This is a genomic window from Caulifigura coniformis, from assembly GCF_007745175.1.
GTDB classification, from domain to species: Bacteria; Planctomycetota; Planctomycetia; order Planctomycetales; family Planctomycetaceae; genus Caulifigura; species Caulifigura coniformis.
Map to the genome: position 1 here is coordinate 5,389,467 of NZ_CP036271.1, position 17,029 is coordinate 5,406,495.

A 17,029-nucleotide genomic window follows, 5' to 3' on the forward strand; every position below is an offset into this window, starting at 1 on the left:
TTGGTCATGCGCGGAACGATGAGTGGCGAATTGGCATCACGTCCGAAACTCCAAACGCAATCACATGGCGAACTATGATGCCTGTGCGGATTATGCGGCCCACGACGCCTCGTGTCGGGGCGGTGTTGGTCGGGTTCGGGCTACTCGTTGAGCTTTGACCAATCGAGCCCTTCCGACACCACGCGCACTTCGCTCCCCTTGCCCGACGGCTTGATGAAGATCGTGAGCTTCGCGTCCCCCGACTTGCGACGCAGGATCGTCGAGTTCGGATTCACGAGTTCCGCCCCGTCGACCTGCCAGCCTGCGGCCGACAGCTCTTTCTGCATCTGGGCGGCCAGGCCGGCGACGCCTGTCGAACTCTTGAAGTTCAGCATCTGGACGATCTTCTTGTACTCAACGTCCGAAGCGTTCTTGAGAAACGGGAGATCGGCAACAGAGAGCGATGCCGTCGCTGCCGGTTTGCCCTTGGCGGGCGCTGCGGCGACAGGTTTGCCCTGCGGATTTGTCGGCATCGCGCCCGTCGGGCCGGGCTTCATCGGAGACTCCGTGGCTGGCTTCACGACCGGACGGCTGAAGGGAGCGGCGAACGTCATCTCGACCTCCCACTTCTGGCCGAACGCGTCCTGCTCGCCGTCAGTGGTGATCTTGCCGCTGACGTGAACGTCGTCCGCTTCGAACTCGTCTGTCCTGATCCTGCCGGTCGAACTGAACGCCCCCTTGGTGTGGGCCGCATGCGCGACCTGGCAACCGAAGATGGAACCATCCTCGTGCATCGACAGGATGAGCGCGCTGCCGTAGCGGCCGAACGACGCGTTGAACTCGGCCTTGGGATCTTTCGTGTGATCCTTCTCGGTGAAGAGCAGGGCGATCGAAGGCTTGTCGGCAAACGGCTCGCCAGGACGCGCCGAGACGAAGGCAAGATTGGCTTTCCTGCCGTTCCCGATGAAGACGCCGCTGGCCATCGCCTTCACTGGCGTCGCGGGGGAGGCCGAAGGTTTCGGGGTCGAATCGAGACCAAACGCCGTCTGGAACTTGAACTCGAACGCCCGCTGAAACGGGCCTTCCTCGTTCTTCTCGAGCCTGACCTCGCCCGAAGCGATGCCGTCCTTGAGTCGCGACTCGCCTGCGACCGCGCTGCCGCTGACGCCGAAGTTGCCCCCGTTCGCCGCTCCCATGGCGTACATCGGACGCCCGTCCTTGAACACCACTCTCACATACGGCTGGCTGAGCAGCAGGGTGCGATCATTTCCCTCATGCTCCGCCAGTTCCTTTTTGATCTCGGCGACCGGGATGCGGCGGTCGCTCGCCAGGACCGAGACCAGCTTTTCATCGCTTTCCACCGACTCGTAGGCGACCACGTATTTCAATGGGTAAGTCTTCCCCCCCACGAGCATCGAACCTTCGACGGGCAGCGACTTTTCGGCCCCATTCGTCGTCGGTGTGACGAAAAGGAGGGACGCCAGCAGACAGAGACCGCGGATTCTCATCGTGATTCCTCGAGAAAATGGACAACCCGTCGATACGCAGCAGCGCCGGCTTTTCTGCGCCCGCAGTCTTCTTTCAGCAAAGTGTCCGGGCCCGGTGATCTGCAAGAATATGGGATTCAGCAGGCGAGGAAAAACCGTTGAATTCGCCAAGTGCTTGCAGTGACGATGGTTGCGGTTTGTCGATGGCCTCCCGGATTGTTGCAAAATTTGTGGTCAAGGCCGTATACTGCTGAATTCTCATTGGACGCGCGGGCCAGGATCCTGCTGCGTCCCGGTGCTTTGTCGGATCGAAATCGAGCCCGTTTGCGGGCTGCAGCGTCGTCCGGCAGATGAGATCGCGAGGAGCGAGTTTGATGAGCACTGTTCCGACGACCACACAATCAAAGGTCCCTCCGCTGTCCGCCACACCTGTTGATGTCAACGCCACTCTGCGTGGTCCTGTCTTCGGTCACGATGAGATCCGCCGGATGCTGAGCAGCATTGCCGGCCCCGCCTCGGGTGAACTCCGTCGCACCGTCGAGGCCATGCAGTCTGAAGTCGCCGGCAACCCGACGCTGAAGGTCCGTGTCGGCATCGGCCAGTTCTACCTCGGCAAGCCCCAGCAGGCCGTCGAACTGCTCGCCGACTGCAAGGACGGCCTCGGCCGTTTCTATGCCGGTCAGGCCTATTCCACGATGGAAGAGCATGACAAGGCGGCCGAGCAGTTCGAAGAAGCCGCGAAGCTCGGATACCGCCCGATCGAATCCCGTCTCCGGAAGGCCGGCGAGTATCGCCTCCAGGGCAACCTCGATGAGGCCGAGAAGCTGATCCGCAGCACCGGCGCCGAAGGTGCCCGCCTGGCCGAATACTCCTACCAGATGGGCTGCATCCTGTTCGACCGGGGTGACAGCTACGGCGCGATCGAATACTTCGAACGCTCCGTCGACATGGATCCGCACGACAGCCGCGCGCTGTTCTCGCTCGCCGTCCAGGCCAGCCGTCACGGCAACGACGAAGAAGCGATCCGGCTCTATGAACGCTGCCTGTCGAAGCCCCCGTACTACGTCGGCGCGCTCCTGAACCTCGGCCTGCTGTACGAGGACAAGGAAAACTACTCGGCCGCGCAGTACTGCTTCGAACGCGTCCTCCGCCACGACCCGACGAACCAGCGGGCACTCCTGTATCTCAAGGACATCGAAGCCACCAGCTCGATGTACTACGACGAAGACACCCTCAAGCAGCAGCAGAAGCTTGAGCAGCTGCTCAATCGGCCGGTCACCGACTTTGAACTTTCCGTTCGCAGCCGGAACTGCCTGCAGAGCATGGATATCCGCAGCCTGGGCGACCTGACCCGCATCAGCGAGCAGGAACTGCTCTCAGGCAAGAACTTCGGCGAAACGTCGCTCAACGAAGTTCGCGAGCTCATGCGGCAGCACAACCTCGTCGTCGGCCAGAACTTGCACCAGAAGGCCCGCGGCGATGCCGCAGCTCCCGCCCGCGACATGTCGCCGGAAGAGCAGGCTATGCTCTCGATGACGATCGCCGACATGCAGTTCTCGGTGCGCAGCCGCAAGTGCATGGCTCGCCTCGGAATCACCACCGTCGGCGAACTCATCCAGCACACGCCGGACGAACTCCTGTCGGCGAAGAACTTCGGCGTCACGTCGCTGAACGAGATTCGTGCGAAGCTCTCCGAACACGGCATCAAGCTGCGGAACGACTGATTCCCGCCGCGTCTTGCCCAAAAATAAACGCCCGCGTCCATCTGGACGCGGGCGTTTTTTGTCGTCGCACGGCAGCCCGAAGGCCCCCCGATTCGCTTCACCGATCACTTCGTGGAGTGCGCCGCGATATAGCGGCTCAGCAGGTCCATGTTCCTCGCGAATGTAGCACTCGAGATGATCGGCCGGTCCTCCTTCTTTCCGGGGTGATACTTCAACCGTCCCGTTTCGACCCACGCCCCGCGGTGATCCAGCGATGCAATGACCCGCTGCACTTCGTCGGCCGAGGGGGGAGAGGTTCTTTCACTGCGGCCCCACAGCCGCGCCTTTTCCTGTTCCAGCGCGGCCGGCTTCGCCGTCGAGAGTTTCTCGAATCGTTTCCGAAGCGATTCCAGCTTGCTGGAGACCTTGAAGCCGTAGTGAGTCGGGAGATCGGAATCGTCCTTGGTCAGGACGTACTCGCGGGTGAAGTACAGCGGCTCGTTTGTCTTCAGCTCGTAGAAGCGGGCCAGCTGGCCGTCCGAGAGTTTTGATCGTTCCAGGTAGTTGAGAGCCGGTTCGATGGCCGCGAGAAATGTCCGGTCGCCGGTTTCGACGTACACGTCCATCAGCATGGCGATGACGTTCTGCGATTCGCTTCCGCTCACCGCCGGGGGCTCAAACTTGCGGGCCCAGACTGGCTCAAAATCGTAGTTGTACTGCTGCGCCCAGGCCGGTTGAGGCTCGGGCATCTGCGCCGCGAGCAGGAACCCAGCCCCCTTCAGTGCGGCCGATCGATAGGCAGGCTGGCCATAAATCTCTGAGGCCTGGAAAAGCGTTTCGATGACGTCCACCTGGGAGTTGTCATTCAGCGTCGGGAAATCCCAGTAGTCTCCTCCCGGGTACTGGCGCGGCCAATCGGCCGGGTAGCGGGCTCTCGCGACCTTCGTCACGGTCTGGTCCACCGGGGCCTTGTATCCCTGTGGCCAGCCGCCATGAGCAAACTGGGCGGTGAGCACGCTGGAGAGCGCTCGTTCCACAGCCGCGTGGACGCGCGCGTCCTTGAAGCCGGTCGAGCGGTCGTAGCGCATCAGGAACTTGAGGGCCGCCTGCGTCTTGTCGTCATCGAACGTCGAGTAATTCCGCGCGTTCTTCTTCTGGTTTTTGCCCGTGATGAACGCATAGTTCTTCCGCTTGTCCGGGGCGAAATCGATCCAGCCGTTCCACGCACCGCTCTGAAACTGTCCTTCCAACAGGCAATACGCGGCATCCTTCGCCGCGACGAGGAGCCTTTCGTCCCCCGTTCGTTCGTAAGCCTTCAGGAACGTGAGCCCGACCGTCGGTGTCCCCGGCGGTTGAACCCAGACGGTTTCCAGATCGGTAACGCTTTCGCCTTCGCGGAGGGAAAGATCGGCGCTGTACTGATAGACGTAACCGCCGTGCGCGGCGACCTTTTCGTGATAGAACGCCCCGGCTCGGGAAACGGCGTCTCGCGCCTGTGTCGCCAGGGGATCGCCGCCATTCAGGGGCGAGGTGAATACGGCGACGGCCGTCAGGAGACTGCCCAACATGCTCCACAGTCGAATCGCGGACATCACCCATTCTCCAGCCGCAAAGGACCACTTCGGGGGCGGCCTCGCCTTGGAATCCCGGAACCGTCCGTGGCCACATCGGACGCGATCTTTACTAGCGTACGCGCCGCGGGGCTGGATTTCGACGACACGTCCGATTCAGGCGGCAAGGTCGTCAGCATCGGCAGAAGACGGGTTTCCAGAAGTCCCTGCCCCGTCTCCGCAGGGCCGCCGACTTGTAGAATGAATCCAGCCAGTCCAGGTGGGGCTTGAACTCGGTTCCGGCGGTCTCCAAACTCGAACCGATATCAGGTGCAGAGGCTGGACACGGAGTGCCATTTCTCACGGTGCACCAGCGGGCAAGGCCAACGATGAATTCGCTCATGACTTCGCGCTTCAAGGTCAGAGAACTGCTGTCCCGTCTTCGCGGCCGGTCCCCGCGGAGGATGGGCCCGTCACTTCCTCTCACGCAGGTGCTGGAAACCCGCGTCCTGCCCGCCGGCAATGTCACCGTGCGGATGACTGCCGATGCGCTCCTGATCAACGGCGACTCCAGCAATAACGACGTCTCGATCATCGTCGAGGACGGCGCCCTCGTCGTGCGCGGCCTGAACGACACGACGATCAACGGCGAAGAAGACGATTTCATCATCACCGAAGAGGGCGAAACCTTCGAGGGCCGCGTGGTCGTGCGACTCCGAAACGGAAACGACACGTTCTCGATTGGCGACGATGTCGTGATCAACGGCAGCCTCCTGGTGGACGACCTCCTCGGCAACGATCGCGTGGCGATCGACGCGGCGTCCATCAACGGCGGAATGCGGATTTCGACCCACTATGGCGACGACGGCATCCGGCTGAACGGAACCCGGATCTCCGGGGCCGCGTATCTGTACGCCGGCTTTGGCGACGACCTCGTCGTGCTCGACAACGTCACGGCGTCTGCCTTCTTCAAGATCTCGATGGGCCCGGGCGACGACGGCCTCGACACCGACGGCAACACGTTCGACGGCCGCTTCGTCGTCAAGCTGGGCTACGGATCGGATGACGCGAACTTCGACGGCGACAGCATCGATGAGGCATGGATCCTGCGCGCCCGTTCGGGAGAAGACGCGGTTCGCGCGAGCAACATGACCGTCGAAGGCTTCACGCTCCTGAGAAGCAGCCGCGGTGACGACAACTTCCTGCTGGAAGGCGACAACGAGTTCACCGGACGGATCATCGCCTGGCTCGGCGGCGGCAAGAACAATCTGGAAATCTCCGACGAGACCGTGACCACGGGCGGCGTGACGGAACGCAACGTCCACGGCGACGAAGTCGACGCGTCGGTCTTCTCGACGCGATTCGATGCCGCCTCGTCAGGCCTTCTGGCACGCGCGGACGCGCTCCGGGCCGCAATCGACGGGGCGCTGACGGTCACGATCGACCCGATCGCCGGCACGACGCAGTCAAACGGTGTGCTGCTCACTCGCAACCAGCAGTTGACGATCACCGGAACCACGCATGCCGATGCGGTGGTGACAGTGGATGTCGATAACGATGGCTTCGACGACGGAACTGTGATCGCGAACAACGACGGCACGTTCTCGCTCGTCGTCACGCTTCTGAGCAACGCCACGAGCCCGGGCATCCAGACGGTCAAGATCCGGTCCACCTTCGCCGGCGCTACGGCCAACGCCGAACGCAAGATCGACGTCGTTCAGGGAACCGTCGTGCGGTTCACGACATCGCTCGGCGCTTACGATGTGGAGCTGCTCGACACCGCCGCCCCGCAGACCGTCGCCAACTTCCTCAACTATCTCACCCGCTATACCGACTCGATCATCCACCGCTCGGAACGAACGGGCGCCAACTCGCCGTTCGTCGTCCAGGGAGGCGGCTTCGTCAATCCGCCCGACGTCGTGCCGATCACGACCAACGCCCCGGTCCCCAACGAGTTCAACGCGACGAACTCCAATGTTCGCGGAACGCTCGCCATGGCGCTCCCCTCCAACAATATCGACGGCGGAACGAGCCAGTGGTTCATCAACATGGGCGACAACAGTTCGCTGAACCAGGGCAAATACACCGTGTTCGGCCGCGTGCTTGGTGAAGGCATGACGGTCGTCGATTCGATCCACAACCTCACCTCCTACAACCTGATTGGCCCGACCGGCGAATCGGCGCTCGCCAACGTGCCACTCCGGAACTACACGCCCTTCACGGAAGTGCTGGCCGGAACGGCTTCGGTCACAAATGGTTCCAAGACGGTGACCGGCGTGGGAACCAGCTTCCTGACCGACCTCCGCGTGGGCGAGGCCGTGAAGGTGGGCGACATCGTCGGCGTCGTGGCGTCGATCGAGAGCAATACCGGGTTCACGCTGGCCGTTGCAGCCGGTTCGACCGCCAGCTCGGTGCAGGTGAAGAAGAACGCCCTTCCGGCGGAAGCCAGCTACGTCACGATGAGTTCCGTCGCCACGCTCACCGTGTAATCGCGGGGAAGGCGTTCGAAACGCGGCCTGTCGGAGACCGAAGCTCGAAGACGGCCCGGTTTGCAGTTACCCTTTGAGTATGGGTGACTGTCACGCCCGGCCTGGTGTCCTTCGAGTTGAGTTTGTCGCATGGGTGCTCCGTCCGCTGCCGCCGTTCTGGAACGTCACTTCCTCGAACTGCGATGCACGCTGCTCGACATGGCAGCGGCCTTCGATCGCATGGAACGGGCGGGCGGGTTCGCGGCCGTCGCCAGCGATCCCCGGCTGGCCAAGCTGCATGAAGGTCTGAAGATTCTCCAGTCCTCAGGCGACGACCGGGCCGAGCGCATCCAACTGCTCTTCAGCGACCCGTACGTCGAAGGCTGGAAGCAGAAGTAGGGCCGGCTATGCCGGCCGCGGCAACTCGTCGATCCTACTCCAGCAGATCCGCCCTGCGCTCCTGCGTCCGCTTCAAACTCTGCTCCGCCCTCCACTTCGCAATCAGCTGGTGATTCCCGCTCAGCAGCACGTCCGGAACCGTCATCCCGCGGAACTCACGCGGACGCGTGTACTGCGGGTACTCCAGCAGCTGCTCTGAGGAGAACGAGTCGTACTTCGCGCTCGTTTCGTCCCCCAGCACTCCCGGGATCAGCCGGATCACCGAATCGATGATCAGCATCGCCGGCACTTCGCCGCCGTTGCAGATGAAGTCCCCGACGGAGATTTCCAGCGGCCTCAGCCCCTCCATGATCCGGTGGTCGAATCCCTCGTACCGGCCGCACAGCAGCAGCAGCCGCTGCTCCTGGGAAAGCTCGGTCACCAGGTTCTGGTCGAGTCGTCGACCCGCCGGAGTCAGCACGATCAATCTCCCTGGAGCCGCCCCCTGTGCCTGCACATGTTCCACGCAGTCGAACACCGGCTCACAGCGGATCAGCATCCCGGGCCCGCCGCCGTACGGCGGCTCATCGACGGAACTGTGCTTTCCCGGGGCCCAGTCGCGGAAGTTCCAGGTGTTGATTTCGACGAGCCCTGCGTCGATCGCTTTCTTGAGCAGGCTCTGCTGGAGATAGCTGTCGAACAGGTTCGGAAAGATCGAGAGAACGTCGAAACGCATCGGAGAAGCCCGGCTTCTGGAAACGGCCGTGGCGATTGAGTTTGGAACCGCGCCCCGCACTGGAGCGGAAAAGCCGGGCTTCTTGCGGTGCTACTGCTGCTTGCCCTTGGTCAGTCGCATGAATGCCGTTTCGAGGTTGATTTCTTCCTCGTGGAAGCCGGTCAGGGCGAACCCGGCGTCGATCAGCGCCTTTGGCAGGAACGAATAGTCCTCGACGCTCTTCCTCAGCGTCACGTCGATTCGCGGACCCTGCATCGAAACATTCTCCACGTCGCCATGCTGCTGGATCAGGGCGGCCGCCGCTTCAGGCCGCTCCTTTACATGGACGTGCACGATCAGCGATTCCCGCGACATCTTCATCACTTCGGTCACGTCCGCGTCGACCAGCATGATCCCCTTTTCGATCATCCCCACCCGCGTGCACACGTCCGACAGCTCGGGCAGGATGTGGCTCGAGACGATCACAGTCTTCTTCATCTCGCCCAGCCGCTTCAGCAGCTCGCGGATCTCGATGCGGGCCCGAGGGTCGAGGCCCGAAGCCGGCTCATCCAGCAGGAGCACCTGAGGATCGTGCAGCAGCGTCCGGGCGAGGCCGATGCGCTGCGTCTGGCCGCGCGAGAGCTGGCTGACCATCGCATCGCGTTTGAACGCCATGTCGACCAGTTCAAGCTTCTCTTCGCACACCTTCCGCCGTTGCGGCCCGTTGATGCGATACGTCGCCGCGAAAAACTCGAGGTATTCGAGGACCGTCATGTCGTCGTACACGCCGAACAGGTCGGGCATGTAGCCCACCATCCGCCGGATTTCCGCCGGGTTGGTGTAAATCGACTTCCCGTTGACGTAGCACTCGCCGTAATCGGGCGGGAGCAGCGTGGCGATCATCCGCATCGTCGTCGTCTTCCCCGACCCGTTCGGGCCAATGAAGCCGAAGACGTCCCCCTCCTTGAGGTTGAGCGTGATCTCGTTGGCGGCGATCAGGTTGCCGTATCGCTTGGTGAGCTGGCGAGTTTCAATCACGGAACTGAAGAAGGGAGAAGGCCGGACAACGTCTCACGAAACCGAATTGAGCTTGCAGAATAGCGGGGTGGGGGGCAGGGGCGTAGCGAGGGAACGCTCCTGAAGGCGCCCGGTCGTAATCGCGAGGCGCAGGCGAGATCGGGCGAATTCACGAACGACGTACGTTCCGCCGGCCCGCACTCCTCAAGGCGACTTCCCGTTCTCAGCGACCTTTCGTCCTCCCTCCGTCGCCATGCGTCGTTATCGGTAGCTCGATCGCAGCTGATCGCCGAGATGGAGCGCGGCGCGAAGTGGCTGATGGGTGGCAGGCGACGATGGCGCTTCCGACACAGGTTCCTCTTCGGCAACCCGCACGTCCCGGGAAAGCCGGGCAGGAATCGATTTCACGCGGCCTGCCGGTTCGTCGTCGATCAGCGACAGTCGCACCGAGGGAGCCCGCAGCGCCTGCGTCGGGGCATCCGGCGCAGTGCGGGTTGCCAGGTCGATGGAGGACCGGTTTGCCCCCGTCGCGGCGGGGGAGACGGACTCGACAGGGGCGAGGCTCCACGGACGCTCCGCCTGGCTGCCAGGAGCCGCAGCCACGGTGAAGCAGATCAGCGTGAGCATCAGGGCATGCAGGGCATCAATCGTCCGTAGCTTGCGATCACGTCGCTTGCCGTCCGGTCCATGCCGAAACTTCAGCATCAGCGCCGCGCCGACATCGTGACGTCTGGGCGAAAGCCGGTTCGGCTGCGTGAACTTCTTTTCGAACATGGCGGCCCCGGTACGCGCAATCACAGAGTGTTTCCAAAACGCTACGTCACTGTGGCGAATCGTCAACATGGACGGCCGGGCTGGCAGCGGAAACACGGCCGGCTGTGAGGGATGTAACAGACAGGCCTGCTTTAAGGGGCTCACTCGTCAGGCATGTCTCGGTCATCGTCCCTCGGGACCACGGCGCATGACGTCCAGAGCCACACGATTCCGGGAGCGATGGCCGCTGAGAACAGCCCGCAAACCGGTGCGACGACGACGAACGTGAAGATCGGGACGATGGCGGGCAGGCCGCAGACGGAACCGTGGCCATCGGCCTGGACGGAGGCGATGTAGGCGCCGAGATCATGCCACATCTTGATGGCCAGCGCTACGGGCCCGGCTGCTCCGATCGCAAACCCCCACAAGCAGACACGGAAACGCGACTGGGAACACGCTGTGGTGGAGCGTCGCACTTCCGCCTCCTACGCCACGACTTCCGTAATCGCCTTGGCAGAAGGCTCCGCAATCGGAATCGGCCGGCCGATGTTCGACATGTTCGTTTTCGCCGGGTCGAGGCCAAGAGCCATCGCCATCGTGGCGAACATGTCCTGCACGGTGACCGGCCGGTCCGCGACCGTCATCGCGTCCTCGGACGTCTTCCCCACAAACTGGCCTCCTTTGATCCCGCCCCCACAGAGCACGTTCGTCCACGCCACCGGGAAGTGATCGCGGCCCGTGCTCTCGTTGATCTTCGGAGTCCGGCCGAACTCACCCATCCAGACGACAAGCGTGCTGTCGAGGAGGCCGCGCTGCTCCAGGTCGGTCAGCAGAGTGCTCCACGCCGGATCGAGAACGCCGCACAGGTTCTTGACGGCGTTGAAGTTGTCGGCATGCGTATCCCAGCCGATGCCGCCGGCCCCTTCGGCGCTGTTGAGCGACACTTCGACGAACGGAACCCCGCGCTCGACTAGCCGCCGGGCGAGAAGGCACCCCTGTCCGAAGGCCGTGCGGCCATAGGCGTCCCGCAGCGACGCGTCTTCGTCGTCGAGGTTGAATGCCTTGACCCCCGTGGAGTTCATCAGCCGGACCGCCTTGGAATAAGCCGAATTCCGGCTCTCGGTCACGATCCCCGGATGGTCGGCGAGGAACCGGTCGTCGATCGACTGCAGCAGACCAATCCGCGAGTCGCCGCGGCTCTTTTCGACGCCGCGAGGCAGTTCAATGTTCCGCACCTGAAGCGCCGCCGCCGCGTCCGCCATCGCGCCCCCCGCTCCGTTCTCCCCGACGAACAGCGGAGCATACTGCGGGCCAAGAAATCCCGGGCCGAATGCCGCCGGGCTCAGGAATCGGTTGGGGGCGATGCTGACGAAGTTCGGGAGATCGGAACTGGTGTCTCCCAGTTCTTTGCTGAACAGCGATCCGAGGGTGGGATAGCGAATCGGCCCCTGGGGAAGACTGCCCGTGCGGACGAAGTGGGTTGCCCGGCTGTGATCTCCTTCTTTGGTGGTGATCGAACGCACGACCGCCACGTGTTTCATCTGCTGCGCGAGCTTCGGCAGGTTTTCGGCGATCTGCACACCGGCGACCGAGGTGTCGATCGCTTTCGTCGGGCCGCCGTTGGCGTGCCCCGGTTTGGGATCGAACGTGTCGATCTGGCTGGGGCCGCCGCTCATCCACAGCAGAATGCAGGCCCGCTTTCGGGTCGGAGAGGCGACGACCTGGTCGGCGAACGCCTTCAGCACCGAGGCCGAATTGAACGAGACGCCCGCGGCGGTTGCCGCTGCGATTCGGAGCCAGTCGCGCCGAGAAATTTCGGCCGGAACGCGCGCACTGCGAAGCATGTCAGGGACCCCACCGGGAAAGAACGGTTACCCCAGACACTGTTGTACGCCCGCAGCGGCCCGATCTGCGAGGGAAAAACGCGGAATTGAGAGAAACACGCCCGCGCGAAAAGAGAACCCGGCGACTGGGTCGCCGGGCTTTGAGAATTCACTGGCGACGCTGACAGCGTCGAGGCCGACGCAAGCTGCGTCGCCAGGGCGAACTAGCTGGCCGGAGCGGCAGCCGTCTTCTTCTTCGTCAGCTTCGACAGCCGCGACTTCGTGCGGGCCGCGGTGTTCTTGTGGATCAGGTGCTTCGCAGCAGCCTGATCGAGCTTCTTCGTGGCAACCTTCAGGGCGGCCTCGGCGTCAGCAGCGCCCGATTCAACGGCGGTGCGGGCCTTCTTCACGGCCGTTCGCAGGGCCGACCGCTGGGAGCGGTTCAAAAGCCGCCGCTTGGCACTCTTCCGCTGTTCCTTCTTGGCGCTCGCAGTATTGGGCATGGGTCTCGTCTAACTTCTGGCAGCGACGCTGAATGGGTTGAGGATCGTTTGATCGAATCGGGGAGTGTAGCTGCTGGCAGGCGATAACTCCAGTGAGTGATTGCCGTGATCAGGACTCGTCACTTTCTCAGGATGGGCCAATTCGTCGTCGCCTTGCGTCGTTACCGCAAAATGACCTGCGGTGACGAGAGACGACCGACTGTGGAAAAGTGAATCACCCCGCCCCAATCCCCACCCGCCAAAGCACTTCCGAGTACCGGCCCCACCCGCGTAACCGCCCCCGTCATGATGGAGGACCTATGAACACAACCACCGTCAACCAGTCGTCACACACCCCGGCCCGGCCGGCTCCTACGACCCCAAGTCCGCACCACCCACCCGCTCCATCCGCAAAACTTCGGCGGGAAATAGGGCGAGGAGTACAGTACCACCCACACCACCCACACAACGCGCCCTCCTCGCTCCCTCGGCGTCGAATACCTCCGCAGTTTCCCCAATCCCCGCCCGAGCCTGCGAACTCCGCGCACGGCTGGTCACTTTCTTTAACATTGGCCAATTCACCGTTGCCGCAAAATGACTTGCGGCGACGAGAGACGACCTGTTGTGAAAAAGTGACTCGCCCTGTTGCCGCGAAGCACCGGCGCCCGCGACCGCGCGGCGGGAAACCCGGATGCAGGGAATGGGCCGGCCTGACCGTTTCTTGCCCGAGAGTCCGCGGATTTAATGCTTTGCGATCGGACTGGCGTCACTTTAGGATGCTCGCTTCGCCAGGTCGGTGGGGCTTTCGTGCGGCGGACGCAGTCTTTTGGCCCCCCTGGAGTCTTGGAGTAGTGCGGAATGTCGCGGTTTATTTTCACAAGTGAGTCAGTCAGCAGCGGACATCCCGATAAGGTGTCCGACCAGGTGTCCGACGGTGTTCTGGATGCCATCCTCGCCCAGGATCCGAAGGCCCGCGTCGCCTGCGAAACCCTCTGCACGACGAATTTCGTCTGTGTGGCCGGTGAAATCACCGCCAATGCAAAGGTCGATTACGAAGCGATCACCCGCAAGGTCATCCGCGACATCGGCTACGTCGGCCCCGAAATGTTCTTCGACGCCGATACCTGCGAAGTCCTCCTGAAGGTCCATCAGCAGAGCCCGGACATCGCTCAGGGTGTCGACACCGGCGGCGCCGGCGATCAGGGCTTGATGTTCGGCTACGCCTGCGATCAGACCCCCGAGCTCATGCCGCTCCCGATCGCCCTCTCTCACCGCATCCTGAACAAGTTGACGGAACTGCGCGAGAAGAAGGACGTGAAGTGGATCCGTCCCGACAGCAAGAGCCAGGTCTCCGTCGAATACGATGGCGTCAAGCCGATCGGCATTACGGCCGTCGTCGTCTCGACCCAGCATGACGAAAAGGTCACACAGAAAGAGATCCACGACTACATCATCGAGAAGGTCGTGAAGTCGGTCGTTCCGGCCGAGCTGCTCTCGTCCAAAACGGCCTACCACATCAACCCCACCGGGAACTTCGTGGTCGGCGGCCCGCACGGCGACACTGGCCTCACCGGCCGGAAGATCATCGTCGACACCTACGGCGGCTGGGGCCGTCACGGCGGCGGTGCCTTCAGCGGCAAAGATCCGACCAAGGTCGACCGCTCGGCCGCCTACATGGCCCGCTACGTCGCCAAGAACATCGTCGCGGCTGGCCTGGCGCCGGAGTGCGAGATCCAGCTCGCCTACGCGATCGGCGTCGCGGACCCCGTCAGCGTCCACGTCGATACCCGCGGCCGCGCGAAGGTCGCCGAGAGCAAGATCGAAGCGGCCGTCCGCGAAGTCTTCCCGTTGACCCCCAAGGGAATCATCGAGCACCTGAACCTCCGTCGGCCGATCTTCCAGAAAACCGCTTCGGGCGGACACTTCGGACGCTCAGAGCCGGAGTTCAGCTGGGAGAAGACCGACAAGGTCGAGGAACTCCGCAAGGCGGCAGGAGCCTGATTTCCAGGTTCCCGAGCTGCCACTGGCTGCGATAGAGTAGGCACGGGAGAACATCGCGGGGGGCCTCCCCGCGATCTCTCGTGTTGGAAAGAATTCGGCTCGAACTGTTCCAGGGAGGGAACGGCATGCGAGACACGTCTTTGCTGGAACGCGAATGGCGGCGACTGGGAGCCACGTTGTGCTTCCTCGCCGCCCTGTTTGTGACCGCCGTGCTCCTGGCCAGGCTTCCAGCCGCCCCGCCCGCGCTCTCGGCCTGGTGGACTCTCGCCACGGCGTTCGTCGTCGGGGGCCTCGGTGCCTGCGGAATTGCGGTTCTCCAGGTCGGCGCCACGTCCGCCATGTCGGCTGAGGCGACCTATGCCCTCGCTCTCACCTTCAGCGGCTTGACCTCGTTCTCGACGCTTTCCACCACTCGCCAGGCCGGCCCGGCGCAGTTCGCTTTTGCCTGCTTCCTGTCAGTTCTAGCCTCGGCGGCCGCTGTCAGCTGGGCCGCGATTCGTCATTCACCAGCCCGGTCAGCCGCCGCTGACGAGCCGATCCCGACGGCGGAACCCCATGCCCAGACGGTTGCGTTCAGCGGCATTGGGGCGGAGCTGGGCGACCTGGCTGAGGCGAACACACCGGCGGCAGCTGATTCGCTCCCCGATCACATCGACCAGACGCTCAGCCGGTACGTCGCGGAGGGCCGCGACCACCTGGAGGCCTGTCTGCGCGTCCGGTTCGAGCCAGGCCAGCAGACCGCGATCGTGCATCTCCCGATTCAGCCCGCAATGCAGTTCGACCCGGAAGTCGAATGCGAGCCGTTGGGGAGCGAGGACCTGCGGATCACCGTCGATCCCGCCCAGCCCTATGGTGTCCGCCTCGTCTGTCGGCGTCCTGCCCCCTGGATTGAATCTAGTGAAGCGGTGATTGCCGTCCTGATCTCAGCAGACCGGATGGCGCGGGCCGCGGCATAAGACGGCGACGAGCCGTTTGGCGGCGGCCGGTTTTCGCGAGTGTGCTAACCTTCGAGGGAACGAGTCAGCCGGGCCGCTCGGGATCGGGCCAGCGGATGCGAGGAGGTGTGCCGCATGTTCTGGAGTTTGCTTGCGTTCCTGGCGGTCACGGCCGGGCATGCGGAATTGTGGATTACGCTCGTCAATCGGGTGTACGGATTGCCGATTCCGATCCGCACACTCCACCGCATCCGCGCCACGCACGACGTCGCCATCTTTGCGTTTCCATGTCTCGTTTACTGGCGAATCGGGCTCAGCGGCCCGTCAGCGTTTTTCAGCGGTCAGTGGGGCCAGCTGTCGCCCCCCTGGATTGTCGTGTTTCTGGCCTGCTCGGCAGGGCTCGCAGGACTCATCTACTCGATCGGCGCCTGGTGGATTCGCACACGGCGATGCATGACGGCCGGCACACGGGTCGCGCTGATCGCACTGCCGCGCGGATCTGCGAAGCAGGAAGACACGGGCTCTGCGGAAACGGCTGGCGGCCGCACGGAACTTGTTTCCGCCGCAACGAAGCGACTGACACGCTTTCCTCTCAACCAGCAGTTCGAACTGGAGACGACCGAGAAACAGCTCGCTCCGGCGAACTGGCCTGCAGAACTCGACGGCCTGTCGATCCTGCACCTCAGCGACTGGCACTTGTGCTCGACATTCTCGCGGCAGTTCTACGAAACCGCAGCGGCCGCCGCTTCGAGGGTGCGGGCCGACATGATCTGCTTCTCCGGGGACCTCAGCGACGACATCGATTGTCTCGATTGGCTCCCCACGACGCTCGGTTCACTGTCCGCACCGTTGGGCAACTGGTTCATCCTGGGGAACCACGATGCACTGATCGATCACGCCCACATCCGCAGCAGGATGGTCGCCATCGGCTGGAACGATCTGGGAGGAAAGACCGCGAAACTGGACGTCGGTCCGGCGACGGTCGTGGTCGGAGGAGACGAGGTTCCCTGGTTGAATGCTGTCCCGCGATGGTCAGCGGACGATCGGGCGCTGCCGCGCTTGCTTCTGGCGCATTCACCGGATCGCTTCCCGCACCACAGCGGGGAAGGGGTGGATCTGATCCTCGCGGGGCATACGCATGGCGGGCAGATCATTCTGCCGGTCGTGGGGCCGGTCTACGCGCCGAGCCGATATGGCTGCCGGTTCCCGTCCGGGGTCTACGTTCAGGGCTCGACCGTCATGCACGTATCCCGTGGTTTGGCCGGGATGCACCCGATTCGATTCGGGGCACGTCCGGAAATCACGCGGCTGGTGATCCGGTCGCCGAAATGCCTGGCGGAACACAGTCGGGACGAACTGAGAACGTCTGATCGCGAGCAAACGCAGCCCGCCCGAAGGGACTGACATTTCCACATTGTCCCGGCGAGCGGGAGCATCAGCCCCCTGAGGGAATCCCACGGACGGCCCCGGATCACGGGACGCAACTCCCGCGGAGGTTGTCAGGAAGACGTCGGAAAGGTGACGCCGTCAAACGTGATTGAACGGACGTCCGCCGTGACATCTCAACAAAAATGCCTCGATCGCCGGCTGACGATCGAGGCATTTTTCTAATTCGTGGCGCCCCGTTGACGCGGTAGCCCGCCAGAGTATGACCCGGGAACGAGCCCGCTGAGACCCATTCCGGTCGTAGCCCGATCATGGTCCTGAGCGTCTGTACGGCCATCCCGCACCCCGACCC

The 17,029-nt window shown here is 63.2% G+C and carries 14 protein-coding genes; 6 read left to right on the top strand and 8 right to left on the bottom strand.

Features of this window, described 5'->3' with window-relative positions:
- Nucleotides 1-140: 140 nt before the first annotated feature.
- The gene (locus Pan44_RS21660) at nucleotides 141-1,487 is read right to left on the bottom strand and encodes a hypothetical protein (RefSeq protein WP_145033837.1); all 1,347 of its coding nucleotides are present in this window, start codon (nucleotides 1,485-1,487) and stop codon (nucleotides 141-143) included.
- 353 nt (nucleotides 1,488-1,840) lie between these two features.
- Between Pan44_RS21660 and Pan44_RS21665 the strand changes: the two genes are divergently transcribed.
- Nucleotides 1,841-3,190 carry a tetratricopeptide repeat protein gene (locus Pan44_RS21665; protein WP_231754124.1) on the top strand — a complete coding sequence of 450 codons (1,350 nt, stop codon included), beginning with the start codon at nucleotides 1,841-1,843 and terminating at the stop codon, nucleotides 3,188-3,190.
- Nucleotides 3,191-3,294: 104 nt separating this feature from the next.
- On the opposite strand, the gene Pan44_RS21670 is transcribed toward Pan44_RS21665, so the two are convergent.
- Nucleotides 3,295-4,761: a pectate lyase gene (locus Pan44_RS21670; RefSeq protein ID WP_145033840.1), complete on the bottom strand. Its 1,467-nt coding sequence runs from the start codon at nucleotides 4,759-4,761 to the stop codon at nucleotides 3,295-3,297.
- A 359-nt stretch (nucleotides 4,762-5,120) separates the two neighbouring features.
- On the opposite strand from Pan44_RS21670, the gene Pan44_RS21675 reads away from it, so the two are divergent.
- Together Pan44_RS21675 and Pan44_RS21680 are read left to right on the top strand one after the other, a co-directional pair.
- Complete coding sequence (locus tag Pan44_RS21675) at nucleotides 5,121-7,208, top strand: peptidylprolyl isomerase (protein WP_145033843.1); 2,088 nt, start codon at nucleotides 5,121-5,123, stop codon at nucleotides 7,206-7,208.
- A gap of 129 nt (nucleotides 7,209-7,337) precedes the next feature.
- Nucleotides 7,338-7,586: a hypothetical protein gene (locus tag Pan44_RS21680; protein WP_145033846.1), complete on the top strand. Its 249-nt coding sequence runs from the start codon at nucleotides 7,338-7,340 to the stop codon at nucleotides 7,584-7,586.
- A 34-nt stretch (nucleotides 7,587-7,620) separates the two neighbouring features.
- On the opposite strand, the gene trmD is transcribed toward Pan44_RS21680, so the two are convergent.
- The 6 genes from trmD to rpsT form a co-directional block, all read right to left on the bottom strand.
- Nucleotides 7,621-8,301 carry a tRNA (guanosine(37)-N1)-methyltransferase TrmD gene (trmD, locus tag Pan44_RS21685; protein ID WP_145033849.1) on the bottom strand — a complete coding sequence of 227 codons (681 nt, stop codon included), beginning with the start codon at nucleotides 8,299-8,301 and terminating at the stop codon, nucleotides 7,621-7,623.
- Between the two features lie 90 nt (nucleotides 8,302-8,391).
- On the bottom strand, nucleotides 8,392-9,318 hold the full coding sequence (locus tag Pan44_RS21690) for an ABC transporter ATP-binding protein (RefSeq protein WP_145033852.1): 927 nt from the start codon (nucleotides 9,316-9,318) through the stop codon (nucleotides 8,392-8,394).
- 240 nt (nucleotides 9,319-9,558) lie between these two features.
- Entirely contained in the window at nucleotides 9,559-10,095 is a 537-nt protein-coding gene (locus Pan44_RS21695; RefSeq protein ID WP_145033855.1) for a hypothetical protein, read from the bottom strand.
- A gap of 116 nt (nucleotides 10,096-10,211) precedes the next feature.
- Nucleotides 10,212-10,526, bottom strand: a complete 315-nt coding sequence (locus tag Pan44_RS21700; RefSeq protein ID WP_145033858.1) for a hypothetical protein — start codon at nucleotides 10,524-10,526, stop codon at nucleotides 10,212-10,214.
- 9 nt (nucleotides 10,527-10,535) lie between these two features.
- Nucleotides 10,536-11,894 carry a DUF1501 domain-containing protein gene (locus tag Pan44_RS21705; RefSeq protein ID WP_145033860.1) on the bottom strand — a complete coding sequence of 453 codons (1,359 nt, stop codon included), beginning with the start codon at nucleotides 11,892-11,894 and terminating at the stop codon, nucleotides 10,536-10,538.
- A gap of 203 nt (nucleotides 11,895-12,097) precedes the next feature.
- On the bottom strand, nucleotides 12,098-12,376 hold the full coding sequence (gene rpsT, locus Pan44_RS21710; RefSeq protein ID WP_145033862.1) for a 30S ribosomal protein S20: 279 nt from the start codon (nucleotides 12,374-12,376) through the stop codon (nucleotides 12,098-12,100).
- Between the two features lie 837 nt (nucleotides 12,377-13,213).
- Here rpsT and metK point away from each other — a divergent pair.
- The 3 genes from metK to Pan44_RS21725 all read left to right on the top strand — a co-directional run bounded on the left by metK (nucleotide 13,214) and on the right by Pan44_RS21725 (nucleotide 16,695).
- Nucleotides 13,214-14,356, top strand: coding sequence for a methionine adenosyltransferase (metK, locus tag Pan44_RS21715; RefSeq protein ID WP_145033864.1), 1,143 nt, complete (start codon nucleotides 13,214-13,216; stop codon nucleotides 14,354-14,356).
- A gap of 125 nt (nucleotides 14,357-14,481) precedes the next feature.
- Nucleotides 14,482-15,312, top strand: coding sequence for a hypothetical protein (locus tag Pan44_RS21720; protein WP_145033868.1), 831 nt, complete (start codon nucleotides 14,482-14,484; stop codon nucleotides 15,310-15,312).
- Between the two features lie 114 nt (nucleotides 15,313-15,426).
- Nucleotides 15,427-16,695, top strand: coding sequence for a metallophosphoesterase (locus tag Pan44_RS21725; protein ID WP_145033870.1), 1,269 nt, complete (start codon nucleotides 15,427-15,429; stop codon nucleotides 16,693-16,695).
- Nucleotides 16,696-17,029: the final 334 nt, after the last annotated feature.

Excerpts from the sequence above, each read along its gene's own strand:
- Pan44_RS21660 (WP_145033837.1), bottom strand. The coding sequence starts at position 1,487 with ATGAGAATCCGCGGTCTCTGTCTGCTGGCGTCCCTCCTTTTCGTCACA.
- Pan44_RS21665 (WP_231754124.1), top strand. The coding sequence starts at position 1,841 with ATGAGCACTGTTCCGACGACCACACAATCAAAGGTCCCTCCGCTGTCC.
- Pan44_RS21670 (WP_145033840.1), bottom strand. The coding sequence starts at position 4,761 with ATGTCCGCGATTCGACTGTGGAGCATGTTGGGCAGTCTCCTGACGGCC.
- Pan44_RS21675 (WP_145033843.1), top strand. The coding sequence starts at position 5,121 with ATGACTTCGCGCTTCAAGGTCAGAGAACTGCTGTCCCGTCTTCGCGGC.
- Pan44_RS21680 (WP_145033846.1), top strand. The coding sequence starts at position 7,338 with ATGGGTGCTCCGTCCGCTGCCGCCGTTCTGGAACGTCACTTCCTCGAA.
- trmD (WP_145033849.1), bottom strand. The coding sequence starts at position 8,301 with ATGCGTTTCGACGTTCTCTCGATCTTTCCGAACCTGTTCGACAGCTAT.
- Pan44_RS21705 (WP_145033860.1), bottom strand. The coding sequence starts at position 11,894 with ATGCTTCGCAGTGCGCGCGTTCCGGCCGAAATTTCTCGGCGCGACTGG.
- rpsT (WP_145033862.1), bottom strand. The coding sequence starts at position 12,376 with ATGCCCAATACTGCGAGCGCCAAGAAGGAACAGCGGAAGAGTGCCAAG.
- metK (WP_145033864.1), top strand. The coding sequence starts at position 13,214 with ATGTCGCGGTTTATTTTCACAAGTGAGTCAGTCAGCAGCGGACATCCC.
- Pan44_RS21720 (WP_145033868.1), top strand. The coding sequence starts at position 14,482 with ATGCGAGACACGTCTTTGCTGGAACGCGAATGGCGGCGACTGGGAGCC.
- Pan44_RS21725 (WP_145033870.1), top strand. The coding sequence starts at position 15,427 with ATGTTCTGGAGTTTGCTTGCGTTCCTGGCGGTCACGGCCGGGCATGCG.